Genomic DNA, 26,428 nt, shown 5'->3' with positions numbered 1-26,428 from the left:
TTTTTACGCTCGGTCGACAGTGACCTGTCCCTGGCAAAAACCGGACGCAGCCTGCTGCGGCAGCATCGGTTTCACCGCTCGAAGCGTCGTTTGAGGCCGCGCTGCATCGACGTTATCCGCCGATACGCCTGCCCGATTCGTATTAATTTCGCCACACTGTTGTGGCGACGCATCAGCCATGGCGTGGCTTCGACGTTCCAGACAATCGGCCGCCTCGGGAGACGACGTCTCCCCGCAGGGCGAGCCCGAACCGCATAACAGACGGGCGCCGCCGCGCGGGCCCGGCTGGGTCGGCGCGCTCGTCGTCAGCACCGCCCTGGTCTCGGCCATCGCGACCTTCCTGATCCTCGCCGGGGTCATCCGGGTGACGCCGACGCCGACGATCGGCCTGACGCTGCTGGGCATCAACGTCTTCCTCGTCCTCAGCCTGTTCGTCGTCATCGGCTGGGAGGCGCGGGTCTTCCTGCATGCGCGCCGGGCCAATGCGGCCGTGGCACGCCTGCATACCCGCATCGTCGGGCTGTTCAGCCTCATCGCGATCCTGCCCACGGTGCTCCTGGCCGTCGTGGCGGCGGTGACGATCGATCGCGGATTGTCGCTGGGCTTCACCGACCGCGTCCGCGACGTGGTGCTGAAATCCGTCGAGGTGGCCGACGCCTACCAGGAGAACCAGTGCCAGTCGCTCGCCCGCGAGATCCGCATCCTCAACGACGACCTAACCCGGGCGCGGCCGAATTTCGACGTGAACCGGCAATGGTTCGAGAACTTCCTGACTACGCGGGCGACGGCGCTCGGCCTGCCGGTCGCCGAGATCATGCGGGGGCCGAACGAGGTCGTCGCACGGGCCAAGATCGACATCCTGAAGGAACGCCGGCTCCCCTCCGCCGCGGCCTTCGAGGAGGCGGCCAAGTCGAACGAGACGATCTGCCTGCGGCCGAGCGAGGGTCGGATCTTCGCCGCCCTGCTGCAGATGCCCGCCTATGACGGGGCCGTGCTGCTGGTGCAGCGCGAGGTGAGCCAGCTCGCCGTCGACTTCCCCGGCGTCTCGCGGGCGGCCGCCGCCGAGTACCTCACCTACGATTCCCTGAAGCGCTCGATCCAGATCAGCTTCGCCTCGATCTTCGTGCTGATCGCGCTGATCGCCCTGCTGTCGGCGGTCTGGTTCGGCCTCAACTTCGCCAACCGGTTCGTCGCGCCGATCCGCCGGCTGATCAACGCGGCCGACCAGGTCGCTTCGGGCAATTTCTACGCCCAGGTCCCGGCCCGGAAGAGCGACGGCGACCTCGCCCATCTCGGCGAGAGCTTCAACAAGATGACCCAGGAGTTGCGCCGCCAGCACGATGGGCTGACGGCCGCGAGCGAACTCATCGACCGGCGCCGCCGGTTCACCGAAGCGGTGCTTGCCGGCGTCTCGCCCGGCGTCATCGGCGTCGACGCGGCGGGGCTCGTCACCATCGCCAACCCCTCCATCGAGCGCACATTGGGGCTCAAGGCGGACGCGATCATCGGCAAGCCGCTGGTTCAGGCCGTGCCCGAGCTTCAGGCCATCCTTCCCGAGGGAGGGGAGGGCCGCCTGCGCGCCCTCCAGCAGCAGATCCAGCTGACCCGCGACGGGCGCGAGCGCACGGTCACCGTGCGCGTCACCAGCGAGCAGGCCCAGGGCGGCGCCCGCGGCTTCGTGGTGACGCTGGACGACATCACCGATCTCGTCACGGCCCAGCGCACCTCCGCCTGGGCGGATGTCGCCCGCCGCATCGCCCACGAGATCAAGAACCCGCTGACGCCGATCCAGCTCTCGGCCGAGCGTATCCGGCGCAAGTACGGCAAGGTCATCGTCGCGGACAAAGACGTGTTCGACCAGTGCACGGCGACGATCATCCGCCAAGTGGACGAGATCAAGCGCATGGTGGACGAGTTCTCGTCCTTCGCGCGGATGCCGAAACCCGCCATCGCCCGGAACGACCTCAGCGAGATCGCCAAACAGAACCTGTTCATGATGCGGGTGGCGCATCCCGACATGGAGTTCGGCTTCACCGAAGCCGGGCAGGACCGCCTGCATGCCGCCTTCGACATCAGGCTCCTGTCGCAGGCGATCACCAACATTCTCAAGAACGCGGTGGAGGCCGTCTCCGCCGTTCCCGAGGCCGAACTGGGCAAAGGCCGGGTCGATCTGCGCCTCCTCGTCGAGGAGGGGTTCGCGGTGATCGAGATCACCGACAACGGCAAAGGCTTCCCCGTCGAGGGGCGCCAGCGGCTGCTCGAGCCCTATATGACCACCCGCGAGGGCGGCACCGGGCTCGGGCTCGCGATCGTCAGCAAGGTGCTCGAAGAGCATGGCGGTGGCATCGAACTGAACGACAATCCAGAGGGCAGGGGCGGTCGCGTGCGGATGCGCGTGCCGCTCGATACCCAGGAAAAGAAGCCGGAGGGGACACCTTCCGCGCAGGCTGAGAAGGTTGCCGCACAGACGGCACCCCCAATCGCGGAGATGACGTCATGAGCGCCGATATTCTGATCGTCGACGATGAGGCCGACATCCGCGACCTCGTCGCCGGCATTCTCGACGACGAAGGCCACCGGACCCGCACGGCCGGAGGCTCCGACGAGGCGCTCGCCGCCATCGAGTCGCGTCGCCCTCACCTCGTCTTCCTCGACATCTGGCTGCAGGGTTCGCGCCTCGACGGGCTGCAGGTGCTCGACCAGATCAAGCTCGGGCATCCCGACCTGCCCGTGGTGATGATTTCGGGCCACGGCAACATCGAGACGGCGGTGGCCGCCATCAAGGCGGGCGCCTACGACTTCATCGAGAAGCCGTTCAAGGCCGACCGTCTGGTCCTGGTCGCCGAGCGTGCCCTCGAAGCCTCCCGGCTCAAGCGCGAGGTGCGTGACCTCAAGGCGCGCTCAGGACAGGCGAGCCGTCTCGTCGGCGGGTCCGTGGCGGTGAACCAGCTGCGCCAGACCGTGGAGCGGGTGGCCCCCACCAATGCACGCGTGATGATTCTGGGCGCGCCGGGTTCGGGCAAGGAGCTCTCGGCGCGGACGCTGCACGCCTCGTCGACCCGCGCGAGCGGTCCGTTCGTCGTCATCAACGCGGCGATGATCACCCCCGAGACCATGGAGGCCGAGCTGTTCGGCGTCGAGGCCGGTGAGGGCCGCGCCCGCCGGGTGGGCGCCCTGGAGGAGGCCCATGGCGGCTCCCTCTATATCGACGAGATCGCCGACATGCCGCGCGAGACCCAGAACCGCATCCTGCGAGTTCTGGTGGACCAGAACTTCCAGCGCGTCGGCGGCACCACCCGCGTCCATGTGGACGTGCGCATCATCTCCTCCTCCTCGCGCGATCTCGCCGAGGAGATCGCCGCGGGCCGCTTCCGCGAAGACCTGTTCCACCGCCTCTCCGTGGTGCCGATCCGGGTGCCGTCCCTGTCCGAGCGGCGCGAGGACGTGCCGGAACTCATCAACTTCTTCATGGAGCAGATCTCGACCGCCACGGGGCTCGCCCGCCGGCGCATCGCCGAGGACGCCATGGCGGTGCTGCAATCGCACGATTGGCCCGGCAACATCCGTCAGCTGCGCAACAACGTCGAACGGCTGATGATCCTCACCCATACCGACCCGGAGCAGGAGGTGACCTCCGAGATGCTTCCCACCGAGATCGGCGCCCTGGTGCCGACGACGCCGAACGGGGCGGGCGGCGAGAAGCTGATGAGCCTCGCCTTGCGCGAGGCGCGCGAGATCTTCGAGCGCGAATATCTGATCGCGCAGATCGCGCGATTCTCCGGAAACATATCGCGGACCGCCGAGTTCATCGGGATGGAACGCTCGGCCCTGCACCGCAAGCTGAAGTCGCTCGGCATCGGCCCCTGAGGGCCCGGGCGACCTTCACCTTACATGTACGTGCCCCTTGCATGTGCGTAACAATGAACGTGTAATAGTCGAGGTTGTCTGTTTTCACCGGTCTGCTACGCATTCAAACCAACAAGAACCCGCCAGTCACGGCGGGCGGCAGGTTTATAAGAAGGATTAATAAAAAATGGCGGGCGAACGCGCTCAGAACCTGCAGGACACGTTTCTCAATCATGTCCGCAAGAACAAGATCCCGCTCACGATCTTCCTCGTCAACGGCGTCAAGCTCCAGGGCGTCGTGACCTGGTTCGACAACTTCTGCGTCCTCCTGCGCCGGGACGGTCATTCGCAGCTCGTCTACAAGCATGCGATCTCGACGATCATGCCCGGCCACCCGGTTCAGTTGTTCGAGCCGGACGAGACGGCGCCCGAGAAAGCCTGACCTTTCCGTGCGGTAGGGCGGAAAAGCCCGGCTCGACCTTCGTCGAACCGGGCTCGCATCTCACGACGGGATCAGGCGCGGGACGGGCTTACCAGCCCCATGCCGGACGACAATGCAGGCCGCCGTACGGACCGCGCCAGCAGGCGCCGCCCCCATAGGCGCCCCATGGGCCGGGATGCCAGAAATGACGCGGGCCCCAGCCGGGTCCGTACCACCAGTCGATGAAGAGGCTCGCGCTCTTGCCCGAAACGGGCGGCTTATCGCCGAGAACCTTGACGGTGTAGGTGAGGGTGTCGCCGTTGAGCTTCGGATCGGTGAGTTCGACGACGGAGAGCTGTGCCTCGCCGTTGACATCCACCGACAACGTCGCGTTCGGCGGGTCCTTCTGGAAGTCGCTCTTTCCGGAGGTCCAATAGTCGACGAACTTCGCCGTGGCCGCGTCGCCGGTCATGCGCTCGGGCCGGTCGGTGAACATCAGGGTCTGCGGCGCGACACCCTTGAGCGTCAGGGTGTTGCCCTCGAACGTCACGGAATCGGCGGTCTGGACGAACAGCCAGTTCGCGGCCGGCATGGCGATCTTGGTATCGGACTTCGCATCCGGAACAGGCTGGGCCTGCGCTGCGGTGCCGAGGATCGACAACGCCACGGCCGCCAAAAGAGAAATAGTTTTTATATGCTAACCTTCGGTAATATTGACAGGCCTGCATCAGGCCGGTCGATAAGCCGCGTTGGCCCTTACGATCCGATTAATGCGGTCCTTATACATGCCCCTACATTGATATTTGCCCACGGATCGGATGGCGCCGCCCTTGAGGTTCCGTGGGCGACGAGCCGGCATTCCCGCGCCCCGCCCGGACACTGTCAATGGAGCCTCGGCTCCCCCATATGAGTAGATCTCATGACACTCGCGATGAGTGAGTGCTTCTCCTCCGAGCAGGATGGCGCAGCGGGAGTTTTGTGAGAGACACGAGATCCGCGCTTTTTTCGCCGACCCGGCATCCCCGTCGGCGGAGAGCGCTCTAAGCCCGATGGGCAAGGGAACTTCATGAGCGAACCTATGCTTCCCGGAGAGGCACGGCTGCAGGCGATGGCCGCCCCCGAGGGAGACATCGCGGCAGCCACCCATACGCTCGTCGTGGGGCCGTATCTCACCCGTACTTCTCTCTCGAGGAACGGCAGCCAGACGCAGGAGCCGATGCGTTCCAGCGAGGCGCGGATCGACGAGGCGGCGGGTCTCGCCGTGGCCATCGAGCTGGACGTCACCGAAGCGATCATCGCGCCCGTCTCCCGCATCCGCCCCTCGACCTATCTCGGCAAGGGCCGCGTCGAGGAACTGGCCGGGCGGATCAAGGCCGAGGAGATCGGGCTCGTCGTGATGGATTGCGCACTCTCGCCGGTGCAGCAGCGCAACCTGGAAAAGGCGTTCGGCTGCAAGGTCATCGACCGCACCGGCCTGATCCTCGAAATCTTCGGCCGTCGTGCCTCGACCCGCGAGGGCACGCTACAGGTCGAGCATGCCCACCTGGCCTATCAGCGGAGCCGGCTCGTACGGTCCTGGACCCACTTGGAACGGCAGCGCGGCGGCTTCGGCTTCCTCGGCGGCCCCGGCGAGACGCAGATCGAGGCCGATCGCCGGATGATCCAGGAGCGGATGACGAAGATCGAGCGCGAGCTCGACAGCGTCACGCGCACGCGTGGCCTGCACCGGGAGAGCCGCGCGCGGGTGCCGTACCCGATCGTCGCCCTCGTCGGCTACACCAATGCCGGCAAATCGACCCTGTTCAATGCGCTGACCAAGGCCGAAGTGATGGCCAAGGACATGCTGTTCGCCACCCTCGACCCGACAGCGCGCGCGACGAAGCTGCCGCATGGCGAGACGGTGATCCTCTCGGACACGGTAGGCTTCATCTCGGAACTGCCCACCGCCCTCATCGCCGCCTTCCGCGCCACGCTGGAGGACGTGATCGAAGCCGATATCCTGCTCCATGTCCGCGATGTCAGCCACGTCGATTCGGAAGCGCAGGCGGAGGATGTCGGCGAGGTCCTGCGGGAACTCGGGATCGAGACGACGGCCGAGCGAATCATCGAGGTCTGGAACAAGGCCGACCTGCTCGACGATTCGGAGCGGACACGCCTCCTCAACCTCAGCGCCCAGGGGCGCAACGACCGGGACAGCGACGTGCCGATCCTGGTCTCCGCCCTCAACGGCGAGGGTCTGGCGGCCCTGTCCGGCCGGATCGAGGCGCGGATCGCCAAGCGTCGTTCCACCTTCGCCGTGACCCTGGCGCCGGAGGATGGGGCAGCGCTCAATTGGCTGTACGAGAATGCCGAGGTCCTGGACCGGCGCGCCGAGGAGGCGGGTACGATCCACCTCGCCATCCGCGTGGCACCCGAGAAAGAGCCGCGCTTCCTCAACCGCTTCGCCAGTGCACGCAAGCTGAGCCGGGCAGAGTAGCCGGTCACATTCAGTACTCGCGTCCCGATCGGGACGCTTCAGCGCGAGCGGACTCGATAAAAAACCCCGGCTCTCGTCGAGCCGGGGGAGGGAGTCAGTTTCGGGTCTGGAGAAACGTCTTACGGCTGCAGCACGCTGTTGATGACGTGGATCACGCCGTTCGACTGCATCACGTTGGCGATGGTCACCTTGGCGGTGTTGCCCTTCGCATCCGTGAGAAACACAGCCTTGCCCTTGGTCTGAACCACGAGCGGCGCGCCCTGTACGGTCTTGATCTGGCCCTCGCCGCCGCCATCCTTGGCGATCTTCATGAGGTCCTTGGCGGTCAGGGTGCCGGGCACGACGTGGTAGGTCAGGATCGCGGTCAGCGTCGCTTTGTTCTCGGGCTTCACCAGGGTCTCGACGGTGCCGGCCGGCAGCTTGGCGAAGGCGGCATCGGTGGGCGCGAAGACGGTGAAGGGGCCAGGACCCGAGAGGGTCTCGACGAGGCCGGCGGCCTTCACGGCGGCGACGAGAGTCGTGTGGTCCTTCGAATTGACCGCGTTCTCGACGATGGTCTTCGACGCATACATCGGAGCGCCGCCGACCATCGGGTTCTTGGCGAGCGCGGCCACCGGGAACGCGGCACCCATGGTGAAGGCGAGGGCGACGGCGGCGAAGGTGGAGGCCACGGGGCGACGGGCGTTGGTCATGGAGCGTTCCTCTTGAGTCATGCCCCTTCGGAGGGGGTCATCGCTCGTTACGGAGCCCGGAAGAGGAAAGTTTCGGGAAAGCTGCAGAAAGTCGTGGTCGTATTAGATACGGCGGGAAGCGAGCACCTGCTCCCAAGCAAAAGCCCGCCCGACCAGGAGGTCGGACGGGCTTTCGTGATCCGAGCAGCGGCGAGGACAACCCTCGCCACTGAGTAAGATCAGTACTTGCGGATGATCGGGGCCGGAGCAGCGGCGACCGGGGTCGGCGAGTACAGCGGCACGATCAGGCGGCCCGAGATCTCGGTGCTGTCGAAGCTGGTGGTCGCGACGGTGCGGGCGACGTAGACCTGCGCGGTGGCGAAGCCGAAGTCGTAGCCGACGAGGCCACCCATCAGGAACCGGCCACGATCGTTGAGGGCGGCGTTGATGATGCCGCCAGCCTTGGCGCCGGTGTCGAAGTTGACGGTGCCGTAGGCGATGGCGCCGATCTCGAACTTGCCGAACTTCTTGGTCGCGGTCAGGTCGAGGTTGAGGGAGTCGGAGAGGGAGTAAACCTGAGAAAAGCCAGCCCGGTTGGGGTCACGGCCACCGCCGAAGGAGGACGGCGAGTCGTAGATGTTGGCGGTCAGGTTGGCGGTCAGGTTGTAGCCATCGCCGGTGTAGCTGCCGGCGACACCGAAGCGGTAGGTGTTCGACGAGAGCTGGGGCAGCACTGCCGTGGAGGCAACGACACCATTGTTCTGGACGAGAACGCCGCGGTCGCCGTTGAGCTCGTTCAGGTAGACACCGCCGAGCAAGCTGACGCCGAAGTTGTTGCCGAGATCGAAGGCCCAGATGCCGCCGACGAAGGTGCCGACGTTGATCGAGAGATCACGCAGGCCGGTCGAGCCGCCACGGTTGCCGAAGGCGAACACGGTCGGGGGAGCGACGAGGAGCTCGATGCGGCCGCCGAGCGGAACCAGCGGGGTCGACCAGACCAGCACGGGGATGTTGATCCCGACGTCCAGAGCCGAGTTGTCACGCGACTGGTAGACGAAGGTGTTCAGGGCGTAGATGCCCTCGGGAAGCGGCGCGCCGGTGGCGAGGCCGACCTGCTCGCCGGGGATCGTCGTGGTCTGTGCGTAGGAAGCCGAGGCGGTCATGCCCATGGTCAGCGCGAGTGCGCCGGTGGCGAGCCAGTTCTTCGTCATTTTCTAGTCCTTCCCAAGGATTTCAGGCACTCGCCGCGCAGACCTACGCACCATCTTGCCGAGCGCCGCATTCTTGCGGCTTCCTGGCTTTTTGTGCGTAGGGCCCCCCTTGCGGCCCGAATTCGTGTCTCAACGCTGAGAACTATTCTACAGGTCGGATCGGAATGACAGTCCAATGCTTCGGATCGAGGCAGTTCCAAATCCACCGTTGCGGAAAAGCCGCAATTTGGGCGCGCTGCAGCGCAAGGTTTTGTTAACTTTCTCGGCAGAATTGCCTTGGGCATGGCGTCGCATTGAGCAACGCATCGGCAAAATAACGCTGGGCCATCAAGCTGTTGCGAGCGACCGTATCAACGGGACGATTGCGCAAACGCGGGAGGCGGTTTGCGCATCGCAATTCCCGATCGCAGGCAGCCTGTGCGCCGCAACAGAGCCCCGGTTCCCCGCGCCGGACGAATCACGCTCGGCCGGCGCGTGAAGCCTGCCTATTCCGCCGCGCTACGGCCCTTCGCGACCACGCTGGCGGTCGCCTCGGCGAGCGGCCGGCGGGCCAGCACGTCGCGCAGGAACCGACCGGTATGGCTCGCCTTCGATTTGGCGATCTGCTCCGGCGTCCCTTCGGCCACGACGATGCCGCCGCCATCGCCACCCTCGGGACCCATGTCGATGACCCAATCGGCGGTCTTGATGACTTCGAGGTTGTGCTCGATCACCACGACGGTGTTGCCCTGGTCCACGAGTTCGTGGAGCACCTCCATGAGCTTGGCGACGTCGTGGAAGTGAAGGCCCGTGGTCGGCTCGTCGAGGATGTAGAGGGTGCGGCCGGTGGCACGCTTGGAGAGTTCCTTCGATAGCTTCACCCGCTGCGCCTCGCCGCCCGACAGGGTTGTCGCCTGCTGGCCGACCTTGACGTAGCCGAGGCCGACCCGCGCCAGGGTCTCCATCTTCTCGCGGATCGTCGGTACGGCCTTGAACAGGTCGGCCGCCTCCTCGACGGTCATGTCGAGCACGTCCGCGATGGAATGGTTGCGGTACTTCACCTCCAGGGTCTCGCGGTCGTAGCGGCGGCCCTTGCACACGTCGCAGGTGACATAGACGTCCGGCAGGAAATGCATCTCGATCTTGATGACGCCGTCGCCCGAGCAGGCCTCGCAGCGCCCGCCCTTGACGTTGAAGGAGAAGCGGCCGGCCTGGTAGCCGCGCGCCTTCGCCTCCGGCAATCCCGCGAACCAGTCGCGGATCGGCGTGAAGGCGCCGGTATAGGTCGCCGGATTGGAGCGCGGCGTGCGCCCGATGGGCGACTGATCGATGTCGATGACCTTGTCGAGATTCTCCAGCCCGTCGAGACGCTCGAACGGGGCCGGGTGCTCCATCGCGCCGTTGAGGGATTTGGCGACCGCCTTGTAAAGCGTGTCGATGATGAGGGTGGACTTGCCGCCGCCCGAGACGCCCGAGACGCAAGTGAAGGTTCCGAGCGGAATCTCGACGCTCACGTCCTTCAGGTTGTTGCCCCGCGCGCCGACGAGGGTGAGCTTGCCCTTCTTCGTCTTGCGCCGGGCGGCGGGCACCCGCACGCTCATCTCGCCCGTCAGGTACTTGGCCGTGAGGGAGTCGGGGTTCTTCAGCACCTCCTCGGGGGTGCCCTGGGCGATGATCCGGCCGCCATGGATGCCGGCACCGGGGCCGACATCGACCACGTAATCGGCCTGGAGGATCGCGTCCTCGTCGTGCTCGACCACGATCACCGAATTGCCGAGGTCGCGCAGGCGCTTCAGCGTGCCGAGCAAGCGCTCGTTATCGCGCTGGTGCAGGCCGATGGAGGGCTCGTCGAGGACGTAGAGCACCCCCGTCAGCCCGGAGCCGATCTGCGAGGCGAGGCGGATGCGCTGGCTCTCGCCACCCGAGAGCGAGCCCGAGCCGCGCGCGAGGGTGAGGTAGTCGAGGCCGACATCGACCAGGAAGGTCAGCCGGTCGCGGATCTCCTTCAGGATGCGGAAGGCGATTTCGTTCTGCTTCGGCGTCAGCTTCTCCGACAGTTCGGAGAACCAGCGATGCGCCTCGCGCACGGAGAGCGCGGTGACGTCGCCGATATCCTGCATGGCGACCTTCACCGCCAAAGCCTCGATCTTGAGTCGCTTGCCGCCGCAGGAGGCGCAAGGGGTCTCGCTCATGAACCGGGCGATGTCCTCGCGCGAGGCGTCGCTCTCGGTCTCCTTGTAGCGCCGCTCCAGGTTCGGGATGACGCCCTCGAACGGCTTGTTCACCTCGTAGGCGCGCATGCCGTCGTTATAGGCAAAGCGGATCGACTCGCGGCCGGAGCCGTAGAGGATGACCTTGTGCGCCGTCTCCGGCAGATCCGACCAGGGCGACGTGGTCTTGAAACCGTAATGCCCCGCCAGGGCGTCCAGGGTCTGGCCGTAATAGGGCGAGGTCGATTTCGCCCAGGGGCCGACGGCACCGCGCTTGAGGCTGAGCTTGACGTCGGAGATGACGAGTTCAGGGTCGATCCGCATCTCGTGGCCGATGCCGCCGCAGGTCGGGCAGGCGCCGAATGGGTTGTTGAACGAGAACAGGCGCGGCTCGATCTCGGCGATCGTGAACCCGGAGACCGGGCAGGCGAAGCGTGACGAGAAGGTGATGGTCTCGCCCTCGGCCGGGTCGGCGAATTCGATCAGCGCGATGCCGTCGGCCAGTTCCAGGGCGGTCTCGAACGAATCGGCCAGGCGCGCGGCGATGTCGGCCCGGACCACGAGCCGGTCCACCACCACGTCGATATCGTGCTTGAGCTTCTTGTCGAGCTTCGGCGCATCGTCGATCGGGTAGTATTCGCCGTCGATGCGAAGACGCTGGAAGCCCTTCTTCTGGAACTCGGCGATCTCCTTGCGGTACTCGCCCTTCCGACCCCGGACGACGGGGGCAAGGAGATAGAGCCGGCTCTTCTCCGGCAGGGCCAGCACCCGGTCGACCATCTGGCTCACGGTCTGGCTCTCGATCGGCAGGCCGGTAGCGGGCGAGTAGGGTATGCCGACCCGCGCCCAGAGCAGGCGCATGTAATCGTAGATCTCGGTGACGGTCCCCACAGTGGAGCGCGGGTTCTTCGACGTCGTCTTCTGCTCGATGGAGATGGCCGGCGAGAGCCCGTCGATCTGATCGACGTCGGGTTTCGACATCATCTCGAGGAACTGGCGGGCATAGGCCGAGAGCGACTCGACGTAGCGGCGCTGGCCTTCCGCGTAGATCGTGTCGAAGGCGAGTGACGACTTGCCCGACCCCGAGAGCCCGGTGAAGACCACGAGCTTGTCGCGTGGGATCGTGAGATCGATGTTCTTGAGGTTGTGCTCGCGCGCGCCCCGGACGGCGATGACGCGACGGTCGGGGCTACCCTCGAACAGCTTCTCGATCCGCGCCTCGACGCTCTCTTCCTGTGCCTGCGCCGCTTGGCTCTTCAGGCCCCGTGGTGTCTTGGCGGCGGCTTTTGCTTTGGCCATTGGGTCTCTTCGGCGGCAGGACTTGGCGGAAAGGCAGGACTTGGCGGAAAGGAAGATCGGCGACGACGCGCGGGGATCGTCTCCGGGACGTCATGCGGCGAGGTCGAAGACAACGGTCCCGCCACCGGTCGCCATGTCGGGCGCACGGGCCGGGCGGGCAAGACGCACGCCACGCATATCCGCCACCCAGCTAGAACAAAAAGCGTACAGCTACAATATCGGCGCTGAATTCCGCGCTCGGGCGGACGCTCGCCAAGCTCTCGCGACCGAACGCACCATGGAAGTGGGACACGCTCCTCTGCTGGGGCGGCACCCGACCGCGGTGGGTCGGCACGCATTTCCAGGCCTTCGTTTGTCGCGCTCCTGCTCGCCGCACCGGCAACCACTTCGGCGCAGAACGCCCTAGAAGCTCGTCTGAAACCCGCCGAGGGGCGCGACGACCCGGCAGATCAGCCCATCCGGCTCGTAGGCGAGGGAGACCTCGCCGCCGACGGCGCCGGCGAGCCCGCGTTCGATGAGCCGTGAGCCGAAGCCCTTCCGTGTCGGGGGGCTCACGGGTGGCCCGCCATGCTCGGACCAGACGAGGTGGATCGTGTCGTCGTCTCCCACCGCGACCACCCGCCATTCCACGACGACGCGGCCGTCCGGCCTGGAAAGGGCGCCGTATTTGGCGGCATTGGTGGCGAGTTCGTGCATCATCAGGGCGAGCGACAGGGCCGCCTTGGAGCCGATGACGATCTCGGGCCCCGACAGATCGAACCGCCCCGGCTGCTGGTCGTCATGAAGGGACAGGGCGCTCTGCAGGACGGCCGAGATGGCCGCGCTCTCGCGCTCTCCGGTCAGCAGGATGTCGTGGGCATTCCCGAGGGCGATCAGGCGCGCGGCCAAGGCATGCTTGGCCGCTTCCACATCGGTGACGTTGCGCAGACTCTGCGAGGCGATCGCCTGAACCATCGCAAGGGTGTTCTTCATGCGGTGGCTGAGTTCGCGGTTGAGGATCCGCTGCTGCTCGTCCGCCTCGATCCGGATCAGGCTGCTCCAGGCCCGTTCCGCCACCTCGCGGACGAAGGCGATCTCGTGCGGCGTCCAAGAGCGTGGCGAGGCCTCCGTCGCATAGAGCACGCCGACGAGGCGACCACGCTGGAGCAGGGGGACGGAGATCACCGCCTGCACACCCTCCGCGATGTAGAGTTCCGCATCGCTTTCGAGGTCGGGGGAGGTCGCGAGATCGTCCACCGCGAGGATCTCGCCGCGCCGCAAGCCGGCGATGCTCGCGGGAAACTCGTCGAGCCGCAGGGTCCGGCTCGGAAAAGTCTGTCCGTCGGAGGACCAGGAATGCGCCACCGTCACCAGCCCCGCCGGAAGGTCGACCATGCCGTAGCCGGCCCGCGTCGCCCCGAGGGCGCGGCCCAGGATCTCCGCCGTCATGGCCACGACATCGGCGTTCGAGCGCAATTCACGCAGGCGGTCGCCCAGGCTGATCAGCGCCTCGCGACGGGCATCCGCGCGTTTCTCCTCGGTGATGTCCTCGATCATCGCCATGGCGTGAACGGCGTCACCCAGGGTCTGGGAGACGAGGTTCACCCTCGCCCAGATGATCCGGCCGTCGCGTCTCCGGTAGCGTTTCTCGAACCGGTCCTGCAGGGTCTCGCCGGTGGCGAGGCGGCGATGCAGGTCGTCGCGCGCATCCGCATCCTCGGCGGGGGTCCATTGGGCGAGGGAGCGACCGACGATCTCGGATTCCGGCGCACCCCAGATCTCGCAGAGCTTGGCGTTGACCCTGAGCGCCAGGACGCTGCGGGGATCGAACTGGACGATCCCGATATTGGCGCCCTCGAAGACCGCGCGGAACTGAGCCTCCAACTGGCTTCTGACGGTGACGTCGAGCATCGCGCCGACCATCCGCACCGGCGCGCCCAAAGCATCGCGGACGAGATATCCGCGGTCCAGCACATCGGCATAGGCCCCGTCTCCCTTGAGGAAGCGGTACTGGCAGCTCCACCTGTCCGAGCCTCCGTCGAGAAAGGCATTCAGCCCGGCGGAGACGATGGCGCGGTCATCGGGATGGATGTTGCCGAGCCACCAGTCGGAGCCGGGACCGATATGGGCAGGCCGCCAGCCATAGGACGTCTCGAGCGCCTCGTTCCACAGGATGGCGTCGCGCAGCAGGTCCCAATCCCAGACGACATCGTTGGTCGCCCTGGCCACGAGGCGATAGCGCTCGTCGGTCGACCACCGATCGAGGGAGGCGGCGCCATCGCCGATGCCAACGGCACCGTCGGTCATACCACCGGCCGCCGTCCTTACCGGCGAAGGAAGATCGCGACGACTCCCTCGGAGGGGTGGAGGTACATTCGCAGTGGTCATCGGATGCGGGTCTGATTCCGTCGATCGCCATCACATGAAATGCAGTCGGACCTCGCAACGAACAAGTCTCGCCACGAGATTTCGCGAGATCCTCCCCACCCACAGCGTATCGAACTCGGATCGGAGACTTGACCCGGCACCTGGGCCCGGGATCGGAAAGCCTCGTTCCCCCGAGCGGACATCGAGCGATGCCGCCTCAGACAGCCGCTGCCGGGACGGGATCGTCCTGGCTCGGCTGCGTCGGAGGATCGACGAAGAGCATCCGCCCGTCGGCATCGTAGACGGCCCCGAGCACGGTCTCGAAATGGCTCACCACGGCGCCATGGCACTCGCAGGCCGCCTCCTGGATCTTGGCCCGGTCGAGAATGGTGATACGGCCGCGCCCCACCTCGATCAGCCCCTGCACCTGCAGGGTGCGCAGGATCCGGGTCAGGTAGGTCCGCTGCACGCCCAGCATGTTGGCCAGGAGTTCGTGGGTCACGGGAAGCGTTTCGGTGCCGATCCTGTCCTGCAGCGTCAGCAGCCAGCGCAGGCATCGCTCCTCGATCGGGTGGAGGGCGTTGCACGCCACGGATTGCAGCACCTGGCCGAGGAGGCAATCGGCGTAACGGGTGAAGAGGTTGCGCAGCGTGGTCGAGCGAAGCTTGGCGTCCTGCAATTTCGCGGCATCGAGCCTGAGGACCGGCCCGCCGATCTGCACCAGGGCCGTGCTGAACGCCGGAAGGCTGCCGTGACTGACGACGCCGCCCACGGCGCCCTCCCGGCCGATCGTGGCCGTCTCGGCGCTCCGGCCGTCCCGCATGGAGACGATCAGGTTGATCACCGTCTGATCGCAGGGAAAGGAGATGTACGAGACCCGGGACCCGACGGAGAACAGAACCTCCCCGCGCCGAACGACGGTCGGCTCGAAATGCGGCATCAGAAGCCCGCGATCCTCCCGGGACAGCGCCTTCAGCAGGAGATTGCCTTCGATGAAGGACTCTGTCGACGGGAGCATCTGATGCGCTGTGTTCACCTTCTGTCTCGCGCTTAGCTTATCACCGCCAAGGCGTCTGTCCACTAGTTGACGAAGGTAGCGAAAAATCTTGTCGTCGCGGCGGATTCGAGTGTGGCTCCGCCAGCCTCCGCAGCATCAGGGTCGCCCAACCACCCCCACCTCCAACTCCTCCCCACAAGGGGGAGGAGGGCGGGACGGAGCTTCCCGGGAAAAATGTAGAATGCCATAGCCGCAGGCAAGAAGGCGCCCGCGCGCATCACGCTCGGGCGCGGTGTCGGTTCAGCCCTGGCCGGCCTCGTCGCCTTCGCCGATGCAGTCGAGGGCCCGCTCCACGGCGCTGACCGCTTCGCGCAGGTTGCGGACGGTGAGCTCCATCTCCCTGCGGGGACGGCCCATGGCGGCGGCACGGTGGGCGACGCCCTGAAGCAGCTCCAGGGCGGCGAACAGATCGTCGGCGACGGCGACCACATTGGAGATCTGTGGTGCGGCGGCGGGGGGGCGGGAGAAGGGGACCACGTTGCTCATGTTGGACAAGGTGTCGCCCAAGGCCGGCCCGAGCACCAGATCCAAGGAGGCTAAATCCGCGTGATTGCGGCCCCCATGCCCGAAAGCCGTCAAGCGTAGTGAGCGTTTTCGTGGCGCGAGAACATCACTCTGCCCGTAAGCTGAGACGGTTCGTTATCCTTGTGCTTGACGCGAGGGCCAACCCGGCACCACGAAAGACCCGATCGGTCCAACCGGACCAGACTGCCAGGAACTTCCGATGCGTCCCATCCCCGTCCTCTTCGCCGTCGGCCTGCTCTGTGCCCTCGGGGCCTGCAACAGCGCCGACCGCAGCGGCTTCTCGGACAGTTTCAGCACCGAGAATTTCCGCCGCTCCAACGACACCAACGGCACGCAGACCCGCCGCGACGTGAACCGCGCCTACACCGCCCCATCGATGCCCTCCATCGTCAGCCGCGGCAACTGAGAGCCTGCTCGCGTTGCTCGTCCAAGGCCTTACCTGATCCTGAGGCGCCGCGAAGCGGCCTCGAAGGAGCCCTCCAGGGATTACGCGAGCACTGGAGGCCTCCTTCGAGGCCCGCTGATGCGGGCACCTCAGGATGAGGAGGTCTGATTGGATGATCGATCCTGGAATGGAAATTCGTCGAAAAATCCAATCGAACAGGCTCCGACACTCGCCCCTCAGTTCTTGGCCAGGGCGTCCGCGAAGGCGATCATGCGGTTGCGGGCATAGGTCGGCAGGCCGGCACTGATCGACGTGCCGGTGTTGAAGGACGAATTGCCCATCAGCACCTGGGCCGGAAGCAGGTTCTTCAGAACCGGCACGCGGGCATATTCCTGCTTGCGGTCGAGGACATCGGCCTTGATCGCCAGCGCCATGTAGGTCGTCACCACCGTCTTGCCGGGGTCGTTCGGCATCGGCTGGAACACGGCGAGGAACTTGCCGAAGCGCAGGATCTGGTTGACCCAGAAGATCGTCTGTTCGAGGCCGCCGGCCACCGGCGTGTCGACCCGCGTGAGCGCCGCGAGCGAGGCCGCTTCGGCCGCCGGTAGGGTCCGCAGCTCGCTCTGGAACGAGACGAACTCGGCCACCTTCTTCGAGGCGCCGTCCTCCAGCTTGTTGGCGAGCTTCACGCCCAGCGGCAGCTTGCCCTCGAGGTCGTAGCGGGATTCGATGCAGGCGGCGGCGCCCTCGCACCAGGCCCGGTCCGGGCGGCGGGCGAAGGCGGCGGCCGGGTCCTTGGTCGGCGTCACCTCGGCGGGGCTCAGGGTCTTGTGCTTGATGACGGGGTCCATCTTGGACACGAAGCCGAGATTGGCGAAGGCCGACAGGTCGATGGACTCCGCGGGCTTGGCCACCACGAACCGCCCCTGCGCCACATAGACCTTCAGGGTCTCGTGCCGCTGCTTCGAGACGCCGTTGAGCGTCACGGTGTAGTCGGGCTCGGCATAGGCGGGGTAGGGCGCCAGGGCCGCCTGCTCGGCCGGGCGCAGCTTTCGCCATTCGAGATAGGGCGTGAGGCCGCTCTCGGGGTTCGCCGGATTGTCCCGGTGGTCGGTGAACAGGATCGTGCCGGGCTTGAGGGCGGCGAGGCCCGACGGCTCGATGGCGGGAACCTCCTTGATCCGGTCGGCGGGGACCTGGGCCTTCATCCCTTCCTGCGCGGAGGCGGGGAGGCCGAGTGCCAGGACGGGCAGGAAGCTGAGAATCTGGACAAGGACACGTGTCGCCGGAAGCTGCGTCTTCACGTCGGGGCCTCGATTGCTGATGAAGGGGGATCCGCGCCTTCAGTAGCGCAGGTCGTCGCCGAACAGGTAGTCGGGATCGCGGCGGCGAGCGCGGGGAGGCTCGTCCTCACCGAAGGGCGAGCGCTGGGTGCCGGGCCATGCCGGGCTCCGCGACCCCTCGTAGCCGTAGCCATCCCCCTGCGCCCGACGGCCGCGCGGCTGCGCCGGCCTCTCGCCGAAGGGGTCGAGGGGGTCCGGCTCGGCCCCGCGCCGGGTGGTGAGGTTGCCGTACAGGTCGCCCACCACGTCGGCGCCGTCGTCGAGGCCGCCAGTGTCGCCGTCCTCGGAATCCGGCCGCATGGCGGTCTGCACCTCGCGCGGCAGCAACTGGTACTGCGTGTCGGCCACGCGACCGTTGCTCAGCCGGAAATGCTCGAGGAAGCCGCCACCCGCGACACGCTCACCGCTGCGGGCGTCGATGGGCAGGTCGGCGAGGTCACGTTTCGCCTCCGGGGAGGGCGGGGCGAGGGGAGTGCGCGCCACGCCGTTGGCCCAGGCAGCCTGCAGAATGGTGCCGGCGATCGGCACCGCGAGATGCCCGCCGGTCTGGCCGCGTCCCAGGGTCCGGCGGGTACCATCGGCATTGTCGTAGCCGACCCAGACCACGATGGTGATCTCGTTGGTGAAACCGGCGAACCAGGCGTCGTTCTCGTTCTCGGACGTGCCGGTCTTGCCGGCGATCGAGCCGGAGAAGCGGGCGAGGGCCGCCGCGGTGCCATGGTTGGTGACACCCTGCAGCATGGTCTTCAGCTGATAGAAGGCCACCCTGTCGGCCGAGCCGATCCGCACCGGGTCCTTCGGCTCGCGCTTGTACAAAACCGTGCCGTCGCGCTCCACCGCCTCCAAGGCGTAGGGCGCCGGCCGCGCGCCCTCGTTTGCCACCGCCGCGTAGAAGGCGGCGAGATCGACCATGCGGACCGGCTGCGAGCCGAGGACGAAGGGATAGTAGCGCTCGCATTCGGCATAGAGCTGCGCTTCGAGCGCGAGGTCGCAGACGCGGGTGAGGCTCGCCGGCGGCGTATCGGCGATGCCGCCCTGGAGCAGGCGCGCGGTGACGAGGTTCTTCGAGAATTCGAGCCCGCGCCGAAGGGTCGTCGCGCCCGACCCGCCGCCATCGTAGTTCTTCGGGCTCCAGGACTGGCCGACACCGCCGATGGGCGGCAGGGTCACGCTGGCATCCATCACCAGGGTGTTGGGCTGCAGGCCGGCGTTCAGCGCGGCGAGATAGGTCAGCGGCTTCAGGGTCGAGCCGGGCTGGCGCACGGTCTGCGTTACCCGGTTGAGCTGGCTCAGCGGGTAGGAGAAGCCCCCGTCCATGGCGAGGATACGCCCGGTGCGGTTCTCCAGCACCAGGGCCGCGCCCTGGACGGAGGGGCGCACGCGCAGCTCCGCGCGGAGAGCCTTGGCCTTCGGGTCGCGCAGCTTCACCCGCACCACGTCGTAGGTCTGCAGTCGGCCCTTGGCGATGCCGGGATCGAGGCTGACGATGCGCCCGTCGGCGAGCCCCGCCTTCACCGGTCCGCGCCCGGATTCGAGCACTACGGCGAGCGGCCAATGCACGTCGTAGAGCACGGGCCGCGCGCTCTCCAGGGCTCGCTGCCAGACGGGTTTCTGCGCCAGCGGCTTCGGCCCGGCGGCCGCCGGCGCGGACTTCGCGGCAGCAGACTTGTCCGTGGCCGATCTGGGCTTCGCCTCGCCGCCGACGACGAGCGGCACCGACTGGACCGATCCCTCCACGGCGGGCGTCGCCCCGCCGAGCTTGGCGATGCTGTCGGCGAGGTTGAATTCCGGCCCCTCGTAGCGCTGGCGCCCGGTGGCGCGCTCGTAAGTGGCGAGCCCGTCCTGCAGGGCGGATTCCACGGCGGTCTGGAGGCCGGCATTGATGGTCGAGCGGACCACGTGGGAGGCGGAGGTGAGCGAGTCGATGCCCGCGAAGGTGCGCGCCTCGCGGGTGAGGTGATCGACGAAGTAGAACCCCGAATCCCGCCGCGTGGTCTCGATCGGCTTCAACCCGAGGGGCGCGTTGGCCGCCTCGGTCAGCTGCGCCTCGGTGATGACGCCCTCGTCCTTCATCCGCGCCAGCACATAGGCGCGGCGCTCCTTGGCGCGGTCGGGATACTTGTCCGGATTGTAGAAGTTCGGCCCCTTCGGCATGCCGCCCAGCAGCGCCGCCTCCGGCACGGTGAGCTGCCCCACCGATTTCCCGAAATAGCTCCGCGCGGCCATCTCGATCCCGTAGGAGCCGCGGCCGAGATAGATCCCGTTGAGGTAGAGTTCGAGGATCTGCGGTTTGCCGAGGATCCGCTCCAGGCGCGAGGCCACGATCATCTCGCGGATCTTGCGCTCGTAGGTGACGTCGTCGCCCACCGACAGGTTCTTGACCACCTGCTGAGTGATGGTGGAGCCGCCGGCCGGCCGCCCCGGCGAGGCGAGGTTGCCGATGAAGGCCCGGATGACGCCGCGCTCGTCGATGCCCTTGTGGGTCTCGAAGCGCTTGTCCTCGGCGGCCACGAACGCCTTTTGCACCAGCACCGGCACGTCGGAGATCGGCACGCTGAGACGGCGTCCATTGGCCTCGAACGCCTCGGCGTAGCGCTTGCCGGCCCCATCGAGGATCAGGCTCGCGCCGGGCAGCTTGCGGTCCTTCAGGTCCTGGGCCGAGGGCAGGTCGGCCACGGCCTTGTTGTAGAAGGCGATCACTTCACCCGCGTCGAAGGGCGAATTCGCCGGGTTCTCGCCCTTGCAGAACTGCCGGTAGCTCGTGTTGAGCTCGCCGATATCGAGCCCGTGCAGGAGCTTCGGCGCGGAGGCACCGGCGATGGCCGAGGGGTCCTCCATCGCGGTGGAGATCAGCTCGTCGAGGTTGATGTCCTCGATGTCGAAGGCTTTCCGCATATGGGCGCAGCCGTCGCGCAGGATCTGTACCACCTGCGCCTTGTCGGCCACCGGATCGAACTGCGTCTTCACGGCATCCGGCCGCGTCGTCACCTGACTGAGCGTCAGCGCCGTCGCGAACAGCTTGATCAGGATGATGTTCATCGAGGAGCGGGCACCGAAATCCAGGACGCGTCACAGGGCACGGACGACAGGATCGGCAGCCGCAACGCACACGGCCCAAGATGGGATGCACAAGGCGGCTGATTTAAGGAGACCGGCACCGGACCGGCCTCCCGCAACGCTTCCGTCCCCGGCGACGTTGCAGGCGGATGCGCCCGCCGGCGCGGCCCTCCGGAGACCTGCGTCGCATGATCAAGGACCTTTGGTACAAGAACGCGGTCGTCTACTGCCTGTCCGTCCGGTCCTTCCTCGACGGCAACGGCGACGGCATCGGCGACTTCGTCGGACTGGAGCGCCGGCTCGATTACCTGCAGGGCATGGGCATCACGGCGATCTGGCTGATGCCGTTCCAGCCTTCGCCGAAGCGCGACGGCGGCTACGACATCACCGATTACTATGGCGTCGACCCGGATTACGGCTCGCTCGGCGACTTCGTCGCTTTTGCCCACGCGGCCAAGCAGAGGGGCCTGCGCGTCCTCATCGATCTGGTGGTCAACCACACGTCGGACCAGCATCCCTGGTTCCAGTCGGCACGATCGGACCCGGATTCCCCTCACCGCGACTGGTACGTCTGGTCGAAATCCAGGCCGCCGCATGCGGACGAGGGCATGGTGTTCCCCGGCGTCCAGACCACGACCTGGACTCGCGACGCCAAGGCGGGAGCCTATTACTTCCACCGTTTCATGCCGTTCCAACCCGATCTCAACACCGCCCATCCGGCGGTGCGGGCCGAAATCCAGAAGATCATGGGGTTCTGGATCCAGCTCGGCGTCTCGGGCTTCCGCATGGATGCGGTGCCCTTCGTCATTGCCAATAAGGGACCCGAGGTCACGGGTGAGCCCGAAGAGCAATTCGACATGCTGCGGGATTTTCGCGAGTTCCTGCAATGGCGGCAGGGCGACGCCATCATTCTCGGCGAGGCCAACATCCTGCCGAAGAAGGACCTCGACTATTTCGGCGACGATGCCGACCGGCTCCACATGCTGTTCAACTTCCAGGTCAACCAGGCTCTCTTCTACGGGCTGGCTTCCGGCGACGGCCGTCCCCTCGCCAAAGCCATGCGCAAGACCTGGAACCGACCGGATTCGGCGCAATGGGCGGTGTTCCTGCGCAATCACGACGAACTCGATCTCGGACGCCTCACCGAGACCCAACGGCAGGCGGTCTTTGCCGCGTTCGGGCCGGAGAAGGGGATGCAACTCTACGACCGCGGAATTCGGCGCCGTCTCGCCCCGATGCTGGGCGGCGACCAGCAGCGCATCGAGCTCGCCTATTCCCTGATGTTCACCCTGCCGGGCACGCCGGTGCTGCGCTACGGCGACGAGATCGGCATGGGCGACGACCTCTCGCTCAAGGAACGCGACTGCGCCCGCACCCCGATGCAGTGGAATGCCGAGGCGCAAGGAGGCTTCACCAAGAGCGAAACCCCGACCCTGCCGGTGATCGGGAGCGGCGCCTACGGCTTCGACCACGTGAACGTGGCGAGCCAGCGCCATGACCGCGGCTCGCTGCTCAACTGGATGGAGAGCGTCATCCGCACCCGCAAGGAGGTGCCGGAGATCGGCTGGGGCGATTTCGCAGTGATCGAGACGGCCTCACCCGCGATCCTGGCGATCCGTTACGACTGGGAGGGCAACTCGGTGCTCTGTGTCCACAACCTCAGCGGAACGCCGATGGAAATCTCCCTCTCACCGGAGGTAGAGGGACCGGAGGGCCGTGTCCTGGTCGATCTCCTCACTGGCCGTCGCAGCGAGGCGGGTGACGATGGCCGGCACTGCCTGATGATGGAGCGCTACGGCTACCACTGGTTCCGGCTCGGCGGCCTCGACGCGCCGCTGAAGCGACGGGTTGGGTGAAGGCCTGTCTCAGGCCGAGAGCGCGGCGGACACTATCGATCCTGCCTGCCGCGCTCGGCGAGAATGCCCTATCGAAGCCTGAACTCGGATCAACAATCCGGAAGATCGTCCAGGTTGTTTCGGGTGGTCTGATCGCGATCCGTGCGGAGGTATTTCCCGTTCGATCCCTGTACGACCCGTATCTCGGTCCGCCCGCTCGTCCAAGGAACGTAATAGGTATGAATCCCTCGTTCGATGTCGTCGATGGCATCCAGCTTGGAACGGGGTGACCAGAAATCGCCATCATTGCAAAGGGAGGTGATATCTCCCTGAGAATTTTTTCCCGTCTTTCTCACTGCACGATCAGCCATGATGCATGAATCCTTTCCGTTTGCCGCACATATCCGACAGCAAACTTGAGGTAGTCACATCACGCCAATTTTCAACCTAAAGGAAATCTGCGCCGAGGCTCCGCCTACTTGTTCCGCCCTAGCAGCACGAGCCAGCCGATTCCGATCACGCAGACCATCGCGCCCACAGTGATGAAGGCCGGCGTGCCGAGATCCATGAAGCGGGGGGCGAGCTGCGTCGCGAAGGCGGCGACGATGAGCGCCACGGCGATGCGGGCGGCGGCGCGCTCGATGCCGCGGGTGAGCTTCTCGATGCCCTTCAGCTCGATCTCGACGGTGACGCGGCCCTGTTTCAGGCGCACCAGCATGAGGTGAATGAGGGTGGGCAGTTCGGAGGCCGCTCCGAACAGGCCCGCTCCCACCGCCTCGACCTTGCGGCTGATGCCCTTGATCGAGAACTGGGACGCGAGCTTGCTCTTCACCGTCGGGCCGGCGGCGGTGAAGAGGTCGAATTTCGGGTCGAGATGGCGCATCACGCCATCGGCGGTCACCAATCCCTTGAACAGGATGGCGAGGTCGGTGGGCATGGCGAGGTCGTTCTCGCGGGCCATGGTCATGAAATCGGTGAGGAGGTCGCCGAAGTTCAGCACCGAGCCGGCATGGCGGTTGATGAAGGCCTGGGACGAGGTCTCGAGCTTGGTGAGGTCGGGGTTGCTCGATCCGGTCCAGTCGAGGAGGACGGCCATCAGCCCATCGGAATCCTCCTTCAGCATGGCGCCGATGAGCATGAGGAGCTGGGTGCGGCGCCGCTCGGAAAGGCGGCCGATGATGCCGAAATCGATGAAGCCGATGCGGTTTCCCGGCATCACCAGCATGTTGCCGGGATGCGGATCGGCGTGGAACACGCCCTCGATCAGCGCCATGTTGAGGAAGGCGTCGGTGCCCTTCTGGGCGACCTTGACCTTGTCGATCCCGGCCGCGTCGAGGCGGGGATGGTCGTTGGGCGGGATGCCGTGGATGAATTCCTGGACGAGAACGCGCTCGGAGGTGAACTCCCAGTGGATCCTGGGGATGACGATGTCGTCCCGGTCGGCGAAGATCGCCGCGATGGTCTCGCAGTTGCGCGCCTCGTTGACGAGGTCGAGCTCGCCGTAGAGGCCGGCGGCGAGGTGGCGCATCTGCTCCTGGGGCTGGTAGCGCCCGAATTCCGGCCACTCGTCGACCACGATGCGGGTGGCATGGGCGAGGAGGCGCAGATCCGCCTCGATGATCTTGCGCAGGCCGGGGCGAAGGACCTTCACCACCACCTCCTCGCCCGACATCAGACGGGCGCGGTAGACCTGGGCGATGGAGGCCGCGGCCAACGGCACCGTGTCGAACTCGGCGAAGATCTCCGAGGGCGGCGCCCCGAGATCGGCCTCCAGCTGCGGCCGGATCTTGTCCCAGGCGATCGGCCGGACCTGGCTGTGGAGCTTCTCCAGCTCCTCCGTCCATTCCGGCGTCAGCAGGTCCGGCCGGCTGGCGAGGATCTGGCCGAGCTTGATGAAGGTCGGCCCCAGGGCCTCGATCGCGCGGCGCACGCGCTGCGGCTGGGACAGGCGGGCCACGTCAACGTGGGGCCGGCGGCGCTTGGCGAACCGCGCCAGATGGCCGAGGCCGAGGCGCTCCACGACCTTGGTGACACCGAATCCGATCAGGACAGCGGCGATCTCGCTCAGGCGCTGCCTGTCGCGAGCGGCGACGAAGGCGGTTTTCAGCATGTGCGCAAGGGACTGCCCCGTCTGGCGTGAAGGTGGCCGCGTTGAAAAGTCAGATCGGCCCGCCTGTTCGGATCGTGCCGATCTGCGGCGCGGCTCCGTCTAGGGTGACGGCGAGGCCGAAATTTGGCAGCGCCGCCGCATTTGCCAGGACGGCAGCCTCGACCGGGACGGCAGCCTCCGACGGGATTAGCGCCGCCACACGCCCGGCGCCAGACGCCTTTTCAGCCCATGCGACCCTGGAAGCGCACATCGCTGCCGCGAGGCATCCCCTCCGCGTGAAAATGAGCTAAACACGCGGACCGGACACGGGCGTCCCACCGATCGCGAACGAACGCGCGGCGGGGACGGGCGCCTTCTCAGACACGCAGTTCAACGGAAACGGAGACACGGTCCCGATGGCAGGCACGCCCCGCGCAGGTATCATTCCGGTGACGCCCTTCCAGCAGAATTGCACCCTGATCTGGTCCGACGAGACCAAGATCGGCGCGGTCGTCGATCCCGGTGGCGATCTCGACCGGATCGAGGCCGCGATCCGCGACCAGGGCATCACCATCGAGAAGATCCTGCTCACCCATGGCCATATCGACCATGCCGGCGGCGCCGACGAATTGCGGGAGCGGCTCGGCGTCCCGATCGAGGGCCCGCACGAGGCGGACCGCTATCTGCTCGATTCCCTGCCCGAGACCGGCGCCAATTACGGGATCGACGGTGCGCGCGCCGTGATTCCGGACCGCTGGCTCGCCGAGGGCGACGCGGTGAGCGTGGGCGAGCTCGGCTTCGACATCGTGCACGCGCCCGGCCACTCGCCCGGCAGCGTGGTCTTCGTCAGCCGCGACGCGCGCTTCGCCCTGGTGGGCGACGTGGTGTTCAAGGGCTCGGTCGGCCGCACCGACCTGCCAGGCGGCAACCACGACCAGCTCATTCGCGCCATCAAGGACAAGGTCCTGCCGCTGGGCGACGACATCGCCTTCATTCCCGGCCACGGCCCCACGAGCACGCTGGGCGAGGAGCGGATGACCAATCCGTTCCTGCAGGAGTGAACTTCGGAGATGGGTGAGAGCGTCATCGCCTGGCCCCGTCGTGACTACGCTGTGGGGCGGCGAGAGACTGTCGGCTCTTGTCTCTTGCCACTCCCCGCGCCGCCACCTCATATCCTAGCGGCGGACGATCATGGATCGCCTGCACGTTCGAGGACCAGGATCGATGTCGGACACAGTGCCGTTTGATCTCGAGGAGCAGCGCGCCCGAATCGAGCGAGCTCAGGAAGAGACCCGCAAGTTTGTCGCCGAGCAGCACAAACTGATCGCGGAGCAGAGCAAATTCGCTGCCGAGCAGAGCAAACTTGCCGCTGAAGCATCGAAGCTGGCGAGAGATCGGATGCTCGCCCCGTGGCAGATCGCTTTGTCGGGTATGGCTGCCGGCGCTGCGTTCTTCGGCGCGGGTGCGGCTTTCATAAAGGTGCTCGGGCCGTGAGGTGAGTTCGGCTCGTTCGGGCTCCGAAACGGCCTGCCTTTCTCGCCTCCTGCCCGACGCTCGGACATCTTCCGCCGCCCTATCGGCTCGGTTCGCCACAACTGGGCTGGAGCGGTGCATTTTCAAGACGCACCGCTTATATATAGCCCACTGAACGAATCGCAGGCGTACCCGGGGACCGAGC

20 protein-coding genes are annotated in these 26,428 nt (G+C 66.5%); 9 read left to right on the top strand and 11 right to left on the bottom strand.

From position 1 onward, the window contains the following. Positions 1 to 178 precede the first annotated feature (178 nt). The 3 genes from RQI43_RS01255 (at position 179) to hfq (ending at position 4,288) form a co-directional block, all read left to right on the top strand. Positions 179 to 2,500, top strand: coding sequence for a PAS domain-containing sensor histidine kinase (locus RQI43_RS01255; protein WP_056433347.1), 2,322 nt, complete (start codon positions 179 to 181; stop codon positions 2,498 to 2,500). Continuing rightward, positions 2,497 to 3,867, top strand: a complete 1,371-nt coding sequence (locus RQI43_RS01250) for a sigma-54 dependent transcriptional regulator (RefSeq protein ID WP_056433342.1) — start codon at positions 2,497 to 2,499, stop codon at positions 3,865 to 3,867. The genes RQI43_RS01255 and RQI43_RS01250 overlap by 4 nt, the downstream gene beginning before the upstream one ends. Positions 3,868 to 4,033: 166 nt before the next feature. Next, a complete protein-coding gene (gene hfq, locus RQI43_RS01245; RefSeq protein WP_003600267.1) occupies positions 4,034 to 4,288 on the top strand; it encodes an RNA chaperone Hfq in 255 nt (84 codons plus the stop codon). Between the two features lie 88 nt (positions 4,289 to 4,376). Here hfq and RQI43_RS01240 read toward each other — a convergent pair whose 3' ends face one another. Then, positions 4,377 to 4,934 carry a hypothetical protein gene (locus tag RQI43_RS01240; RefSeq protein ID WP_311273951.1) on the bottom strand — a complete coding sequence of 186 codons (558 nt, stop codon included), beginning with the start codon at positions 4,932 to 4,934 and terminating at the stop codon, positions 4,377 to 4,379. Between the two features lie 399 nt (positions 4,935 to 5,333). On the opposite strand from RQI43_RS01240, the gene hflX reads away from it, so the two are divergent. Beyond that, positions 5,334 to 6,743 carry a GTPase HflX gene (gene hflX, locus RQI43_RS01235; protein ID WP_311273950.1) on the top strand — a complete coding sequence of 470 codons (1,410 nt, stop codon included), beginning with the start codon at positions 5,334 to 5,336 and terminating at the stop codon, positions 6,741 to 6,743. Between the two features lie 119 nt (positions 6,744 to 6,862). On the opposite strand, the gene RQI43_RS01230 is transcribed toward hflX, so the two are convergent. Both RQI43_RS01230 and RQI43_RS01225 read right to left on the bottom strand, forming a co-directional pair. After that, a complete protein-coding gene (locus RQI43_RS01230) occupies positions 6,863 to 7,435 on the bottom strand; it encodes a fasciclin domain-containing protein (RefSeq protein WP_207411453.1) in 573 nt (190 codons plus the stop codon). Positions 7,436 to 7,653: 218 nt separating this feature from the next. Then, complete coding sequence (locus tag RQI43_RS01225) at positions 7,654 to 8,625, bottom strand: transporter (protein ID WP_311273949.1); 972 nt, start codon at positions 8,623 to 8,625, stop codon at positions 7,654 to 7,656. 175 nt (positions 8,626 to 8,800) lie between these two features. Between RQI43_RS01225 and RQI43_RS01220 the strand changes: the two genes are divergently transcribed. Next, the gene (locus RQI43_RS01220; RefSeq protein ID WP_311273948.1) at positions 8,801 to 9,103 is read left to right on the top strand and encodes a hypothetical protein; all 303 of its coding nucleotides are present in this window, start codon (positions 8,801 to 8,803) and stop codon (positions 9,101 to 9,103) included. Positions 9,104 to 9,110: 7 nt separating this feature from the next. Here RQI43_RS01220 and uvrA read toward each other — a convergent pair whose 3' ends face one another. From uvrA to RQI43_RS01200, 4 genes are all read right to left on the bottom strand, one after another. Next, positions 9,111 to 12,113 (bottom strand): excinuclease ABC subunit UvrA, encoded by a 3,003-nt coding sequence (uvrA, locus tag RQI43_RS01215; RefSeq protein ID WP_311273947.1) that lies wholly within the window; start codon positions 12,111 to 12,113, stop codon positions 9,111 to 9,113. 402 nt (positions 12,114 to 12,515) lie between these two features. After that, positions 12,516 to 14,399, bottom strand: a complete 1,884-nt coding sequence (locus RQI43_RS01210; protein WP_311273946.1) for a PAS domain S-box protein — start codon at positions 14,397 to 14,399, stop codon at positions 12,516 to 12,518. A 277-nt stretch (positions 14,400 to 14,676) separates the two neighbouring features. After that, positions 14,677 to 15,477, bottom strand: coding sequence for a Crp/Fnr family transcriptional regulator (locus RQI43_RS01205; protein WP_056433314.1), 801 nt, complete (start codon positions 15,475 to 15,477; stop codon positions 14,677 to 14,679). A gap of 279 nt (positions 15,478 to 15,756) precedes the next feature. Next, entirely contained in the window at positions 15,757 to 16,038 is a 282-nt protein-coding gene (locus RQI43_RS01200; RefSeq protein WP_311274099.1) for a hypothetical protein, read from the bottom strand. 202 nt (positions 16,039 to 16,240) lie between these two features. Here RQI43_RS01200 and RQI43_RS01195 point away from each other — a divergent pair, with 202 nt between their 5' ends. Further along, entirely contained in the window at positions 16,241 to 16,447 is a 207-nt protein-coding gene (locus RQI43_RS01195; protein WP_056433311.1) for a hypothetical protein, read from the top strand. 215 nt (positions 16,448 to 16,662) lie between these two features. Here the strand turns inward: RQI43_RS01195 and RQI43_RS01190 are convergent, their stop codons facing one another. Next, positions 16,663 to 17,730: a hypothetical protein gene (locus RQI43_RS01190; protein WP_405030531.1), complete on the bottom strand. Its 1,068-nt coding sequence runs from the start codon at positions 17,728 to 17,730 to the stop codon at positions 16,663 to 16,665. A gap of 39 nt (positions 17,731 to 17,769) precedes the next feature. Beyond that, positions 17,770 to 20,808 carry a transglycosylase domain-containing protein gene (locus RQI43_RS01185; RefSeq protein ID WP_311273945.1) on the bottom strand — a complete coding sequence of 1,013 codons (3,039 nt, stop codon included), beginning with the start codon at positions 20,806 to 20,808 and terminating at the stop codon, positions 17,770 to 17,772. A gap of 206 nt (positions 20,809 to 21,014) precedes the next feature. Between RQI43_RS01185 and RQI43_RS01180 the strand changes: the two genes are divergently transcribed. Further along, complete coding sequence (locus RQI43_RS01180) at positions 21,015 to 22,682, top strand: alpha-amylase family protein (RefSeq protein WP_311273944.1); 1,668 nt, start codon at positions 21,015 to 21,017, stop codon at positions 22,680 to 22,682. A gap of 89 nt (positions 22,683 to 22,771) precedes the next feature. Here the strand turns inward: RQI43_RS01180 and RQI43_RS01175 are convergent, their stop codons facing one another. Beyond that, complete coding sequence (locus RQI43_RS01175; protein WP_311273943.1) at positions 22,772 to 23,032, bottom strand: DUF3892 domain-containing protein; 261 nt, start codon at positions 23,030 to 23,032, stop codon at positions 22,772 to 22,774. A 104-nt stretch (positions 23,033 to 23,136) separates the two neighbouring features. Beyond that, entirely contained in the window at positions 23,137 to 24,771 is a 1,635-nt protein-coding gene (locus RQI43_RS01170; RefSeq protein WP_311273942.1) for an AarF/UbiB family protein, read from the bottom strand. A 395-nt stretch (positions 24,772 to 25,166) separates the two neighbouring features. Between RQI43_RS01170 and RQI43_RS01165 the strand changes: the two genes are divergently transcribed. Both RQI43_RS01165 and RQI43_RS01160 read left to right on the top strand, forming a co-directional pair. After that, a complete protein-coding gene (locus RQI43_RS01165) occupies positions 25,167 to 25,811 on the top strand; it encodes an MBL fold metallo-hydrolase (protein ID WP_207411461.1) in 645 nt (214 codons plus the stop codon). A 163-nt stretch (positions 25,812 to 25,974) separates the two neighbouring features. Further along, positions 25,975 to 26,244: a hypothetical protein gene (locus RQI43_RS01160; RefSeq protein ID WP_311273941.1), complete on the top strand. Its 270-nt coding sequence runs from the start codon at positions 25,975 to 25,977 to the stop codon at positions 26,242 to 26,244. The last annotated feature ends 184 nt before the right edge of the window (positions 26,245 to 26,428 follow it).

It is taken from the genome of Methylobacterium sp. WCS2018Hpa-22, from assembly GCF_031843785.1.
GTDB lineage: Bacteria > Pseudomonadota > Alphaproteobacteria > Rhizobiales > Beijerinckiaceae > Methylobacterium.
The sequence above is the reverse complement of the archived record's forward strand: the minus strand, read 5'-3'. Positions and strand labels throughout refer to the sequence as shown.

Excerpts from the sequence above, each read along its gene's own strand:
- RQI43_RS01195 (WP_056433311.1), top strand. The coding sequence starts at position 16,241 with ATGCGTCCCATCCCCGTCCTCTTCGCCGTCGGCCTGCTCTGTGCCCTC.
- hfq (WP_003600267.1), top strand. The coding sequence starts at position 4,034 with ATGGCGGGCGAACGCGCTCAGAACCTGCAGGACACGTTTCTCAATCAT.
- RQI43_RS01220 (WP_311273948.1), top strand. The coding sequence starts at position 8,801 with ATGCTTCGGATCGAGGCAGTTCCAAATCCACCGTTGCGGAAAAGCCGC.
- RQI43_RS01160 (WP_311273941.1), top strand. The coding sequence starts at position 25,975 with ATGTCGGACACAGTGCCGTTTGATCTCGAGGAGCAGCGCGCCCGAATC.
- RQI43_RS01230 (WP_207411453.1), bottom strand. The coding sequence starts at position 7,435 with ATGACCAACGCCCGTCGCCCCGTGGCCTCCACCTTCGCCGCCGTCGCC.
- RQI43_RS01205 (WP_056433314.1), bottom strand. The coding sequence starts at position 15,477 with ATGCTCCCGTCGACAGAGTCCTTCATCGAAGGCAATCTCCTGCTGAAG.
- RQI43_RS01170 (WP_311273942.1), bottom strand. The coding sequence starts at position 24,771 with ATGCTGAAAACCGCCTTCGTCGCCGCTCGCGACAGGCAGCGCCTGAGC.
- RQI43_RS01250 (WP_056433342.1), top strand. The coding sequence starts at position 2,497 with ATGAGCGCCGATATTCTGATCGTCGACGATGAGGCCGACATCCGCGAC.
- hflX (WP_311273950.1), top strand. The coding sequence starts at position 5,334 with ATGAGCGAACCTATGCTTCCCGGAGAGGCACGGCTGCAGGCGATGGCC.
- RQI43_RS01210 (WP_311273946.1), bottom strand. The coding sequence starts at position 14,399 with ATGACCGACGGTGCCGTTGGCATCGGCGATGGCGCCGCCTCCCTCGAT.
- RQI43_RS01180 (WP_311273944.1), top strand. The coding sequence starts at position 21,015 with ATGATCAAGGACCTTTGGTACAAGAACGCGGTCGTCTACTGCCTGTCC.
- uvrA (WP_311273947.1), bottom strand. The coding sequence starts at position 12,113 with ATGGCCAAAGCAAAAGCCGCCGCCAAGACACCACGGGGCCTGAAGAGC.
- RQI43_RS01185 (WP_311273945.1), bottom strand. The coding sequence starts at position 20,808 with ATGAACATCATCCTGATCAAGCTGTTCGCGACGGCGCTGACGCTCAGT.
- RQI43_RS01175 (WP_311273943.1), bottom strand. The coding sequence starts at position 23,032 with ATGGCTGATCGTGCAGTGAGAAAGACGGGAAAAAATTCTCAGGGAGAT.
- RQI43_RS01255 (WP_056433347.1), top strand. The coding sequence starts at position 179 with ATGGCGTGGCTTCGACGTTCCAGACAATCGGCCGCCTCGGGAGACGAC.
- RQI43_RS01225 (WP_311273949.1), bottom strand. The coding sequence starts at position 8,625 with ATGACGAAGAACTGGCTCGCCACCGGCGCACTCGCGCTGACCATGGGC.
- RQI43_RS01165 (WP_207411461.1), top strand. The coding sequence starts at position 25,167 with ATGGCAGGCACGCCCCGCGCAGGTATCATTCCGGTGACGCCCTTCCAG.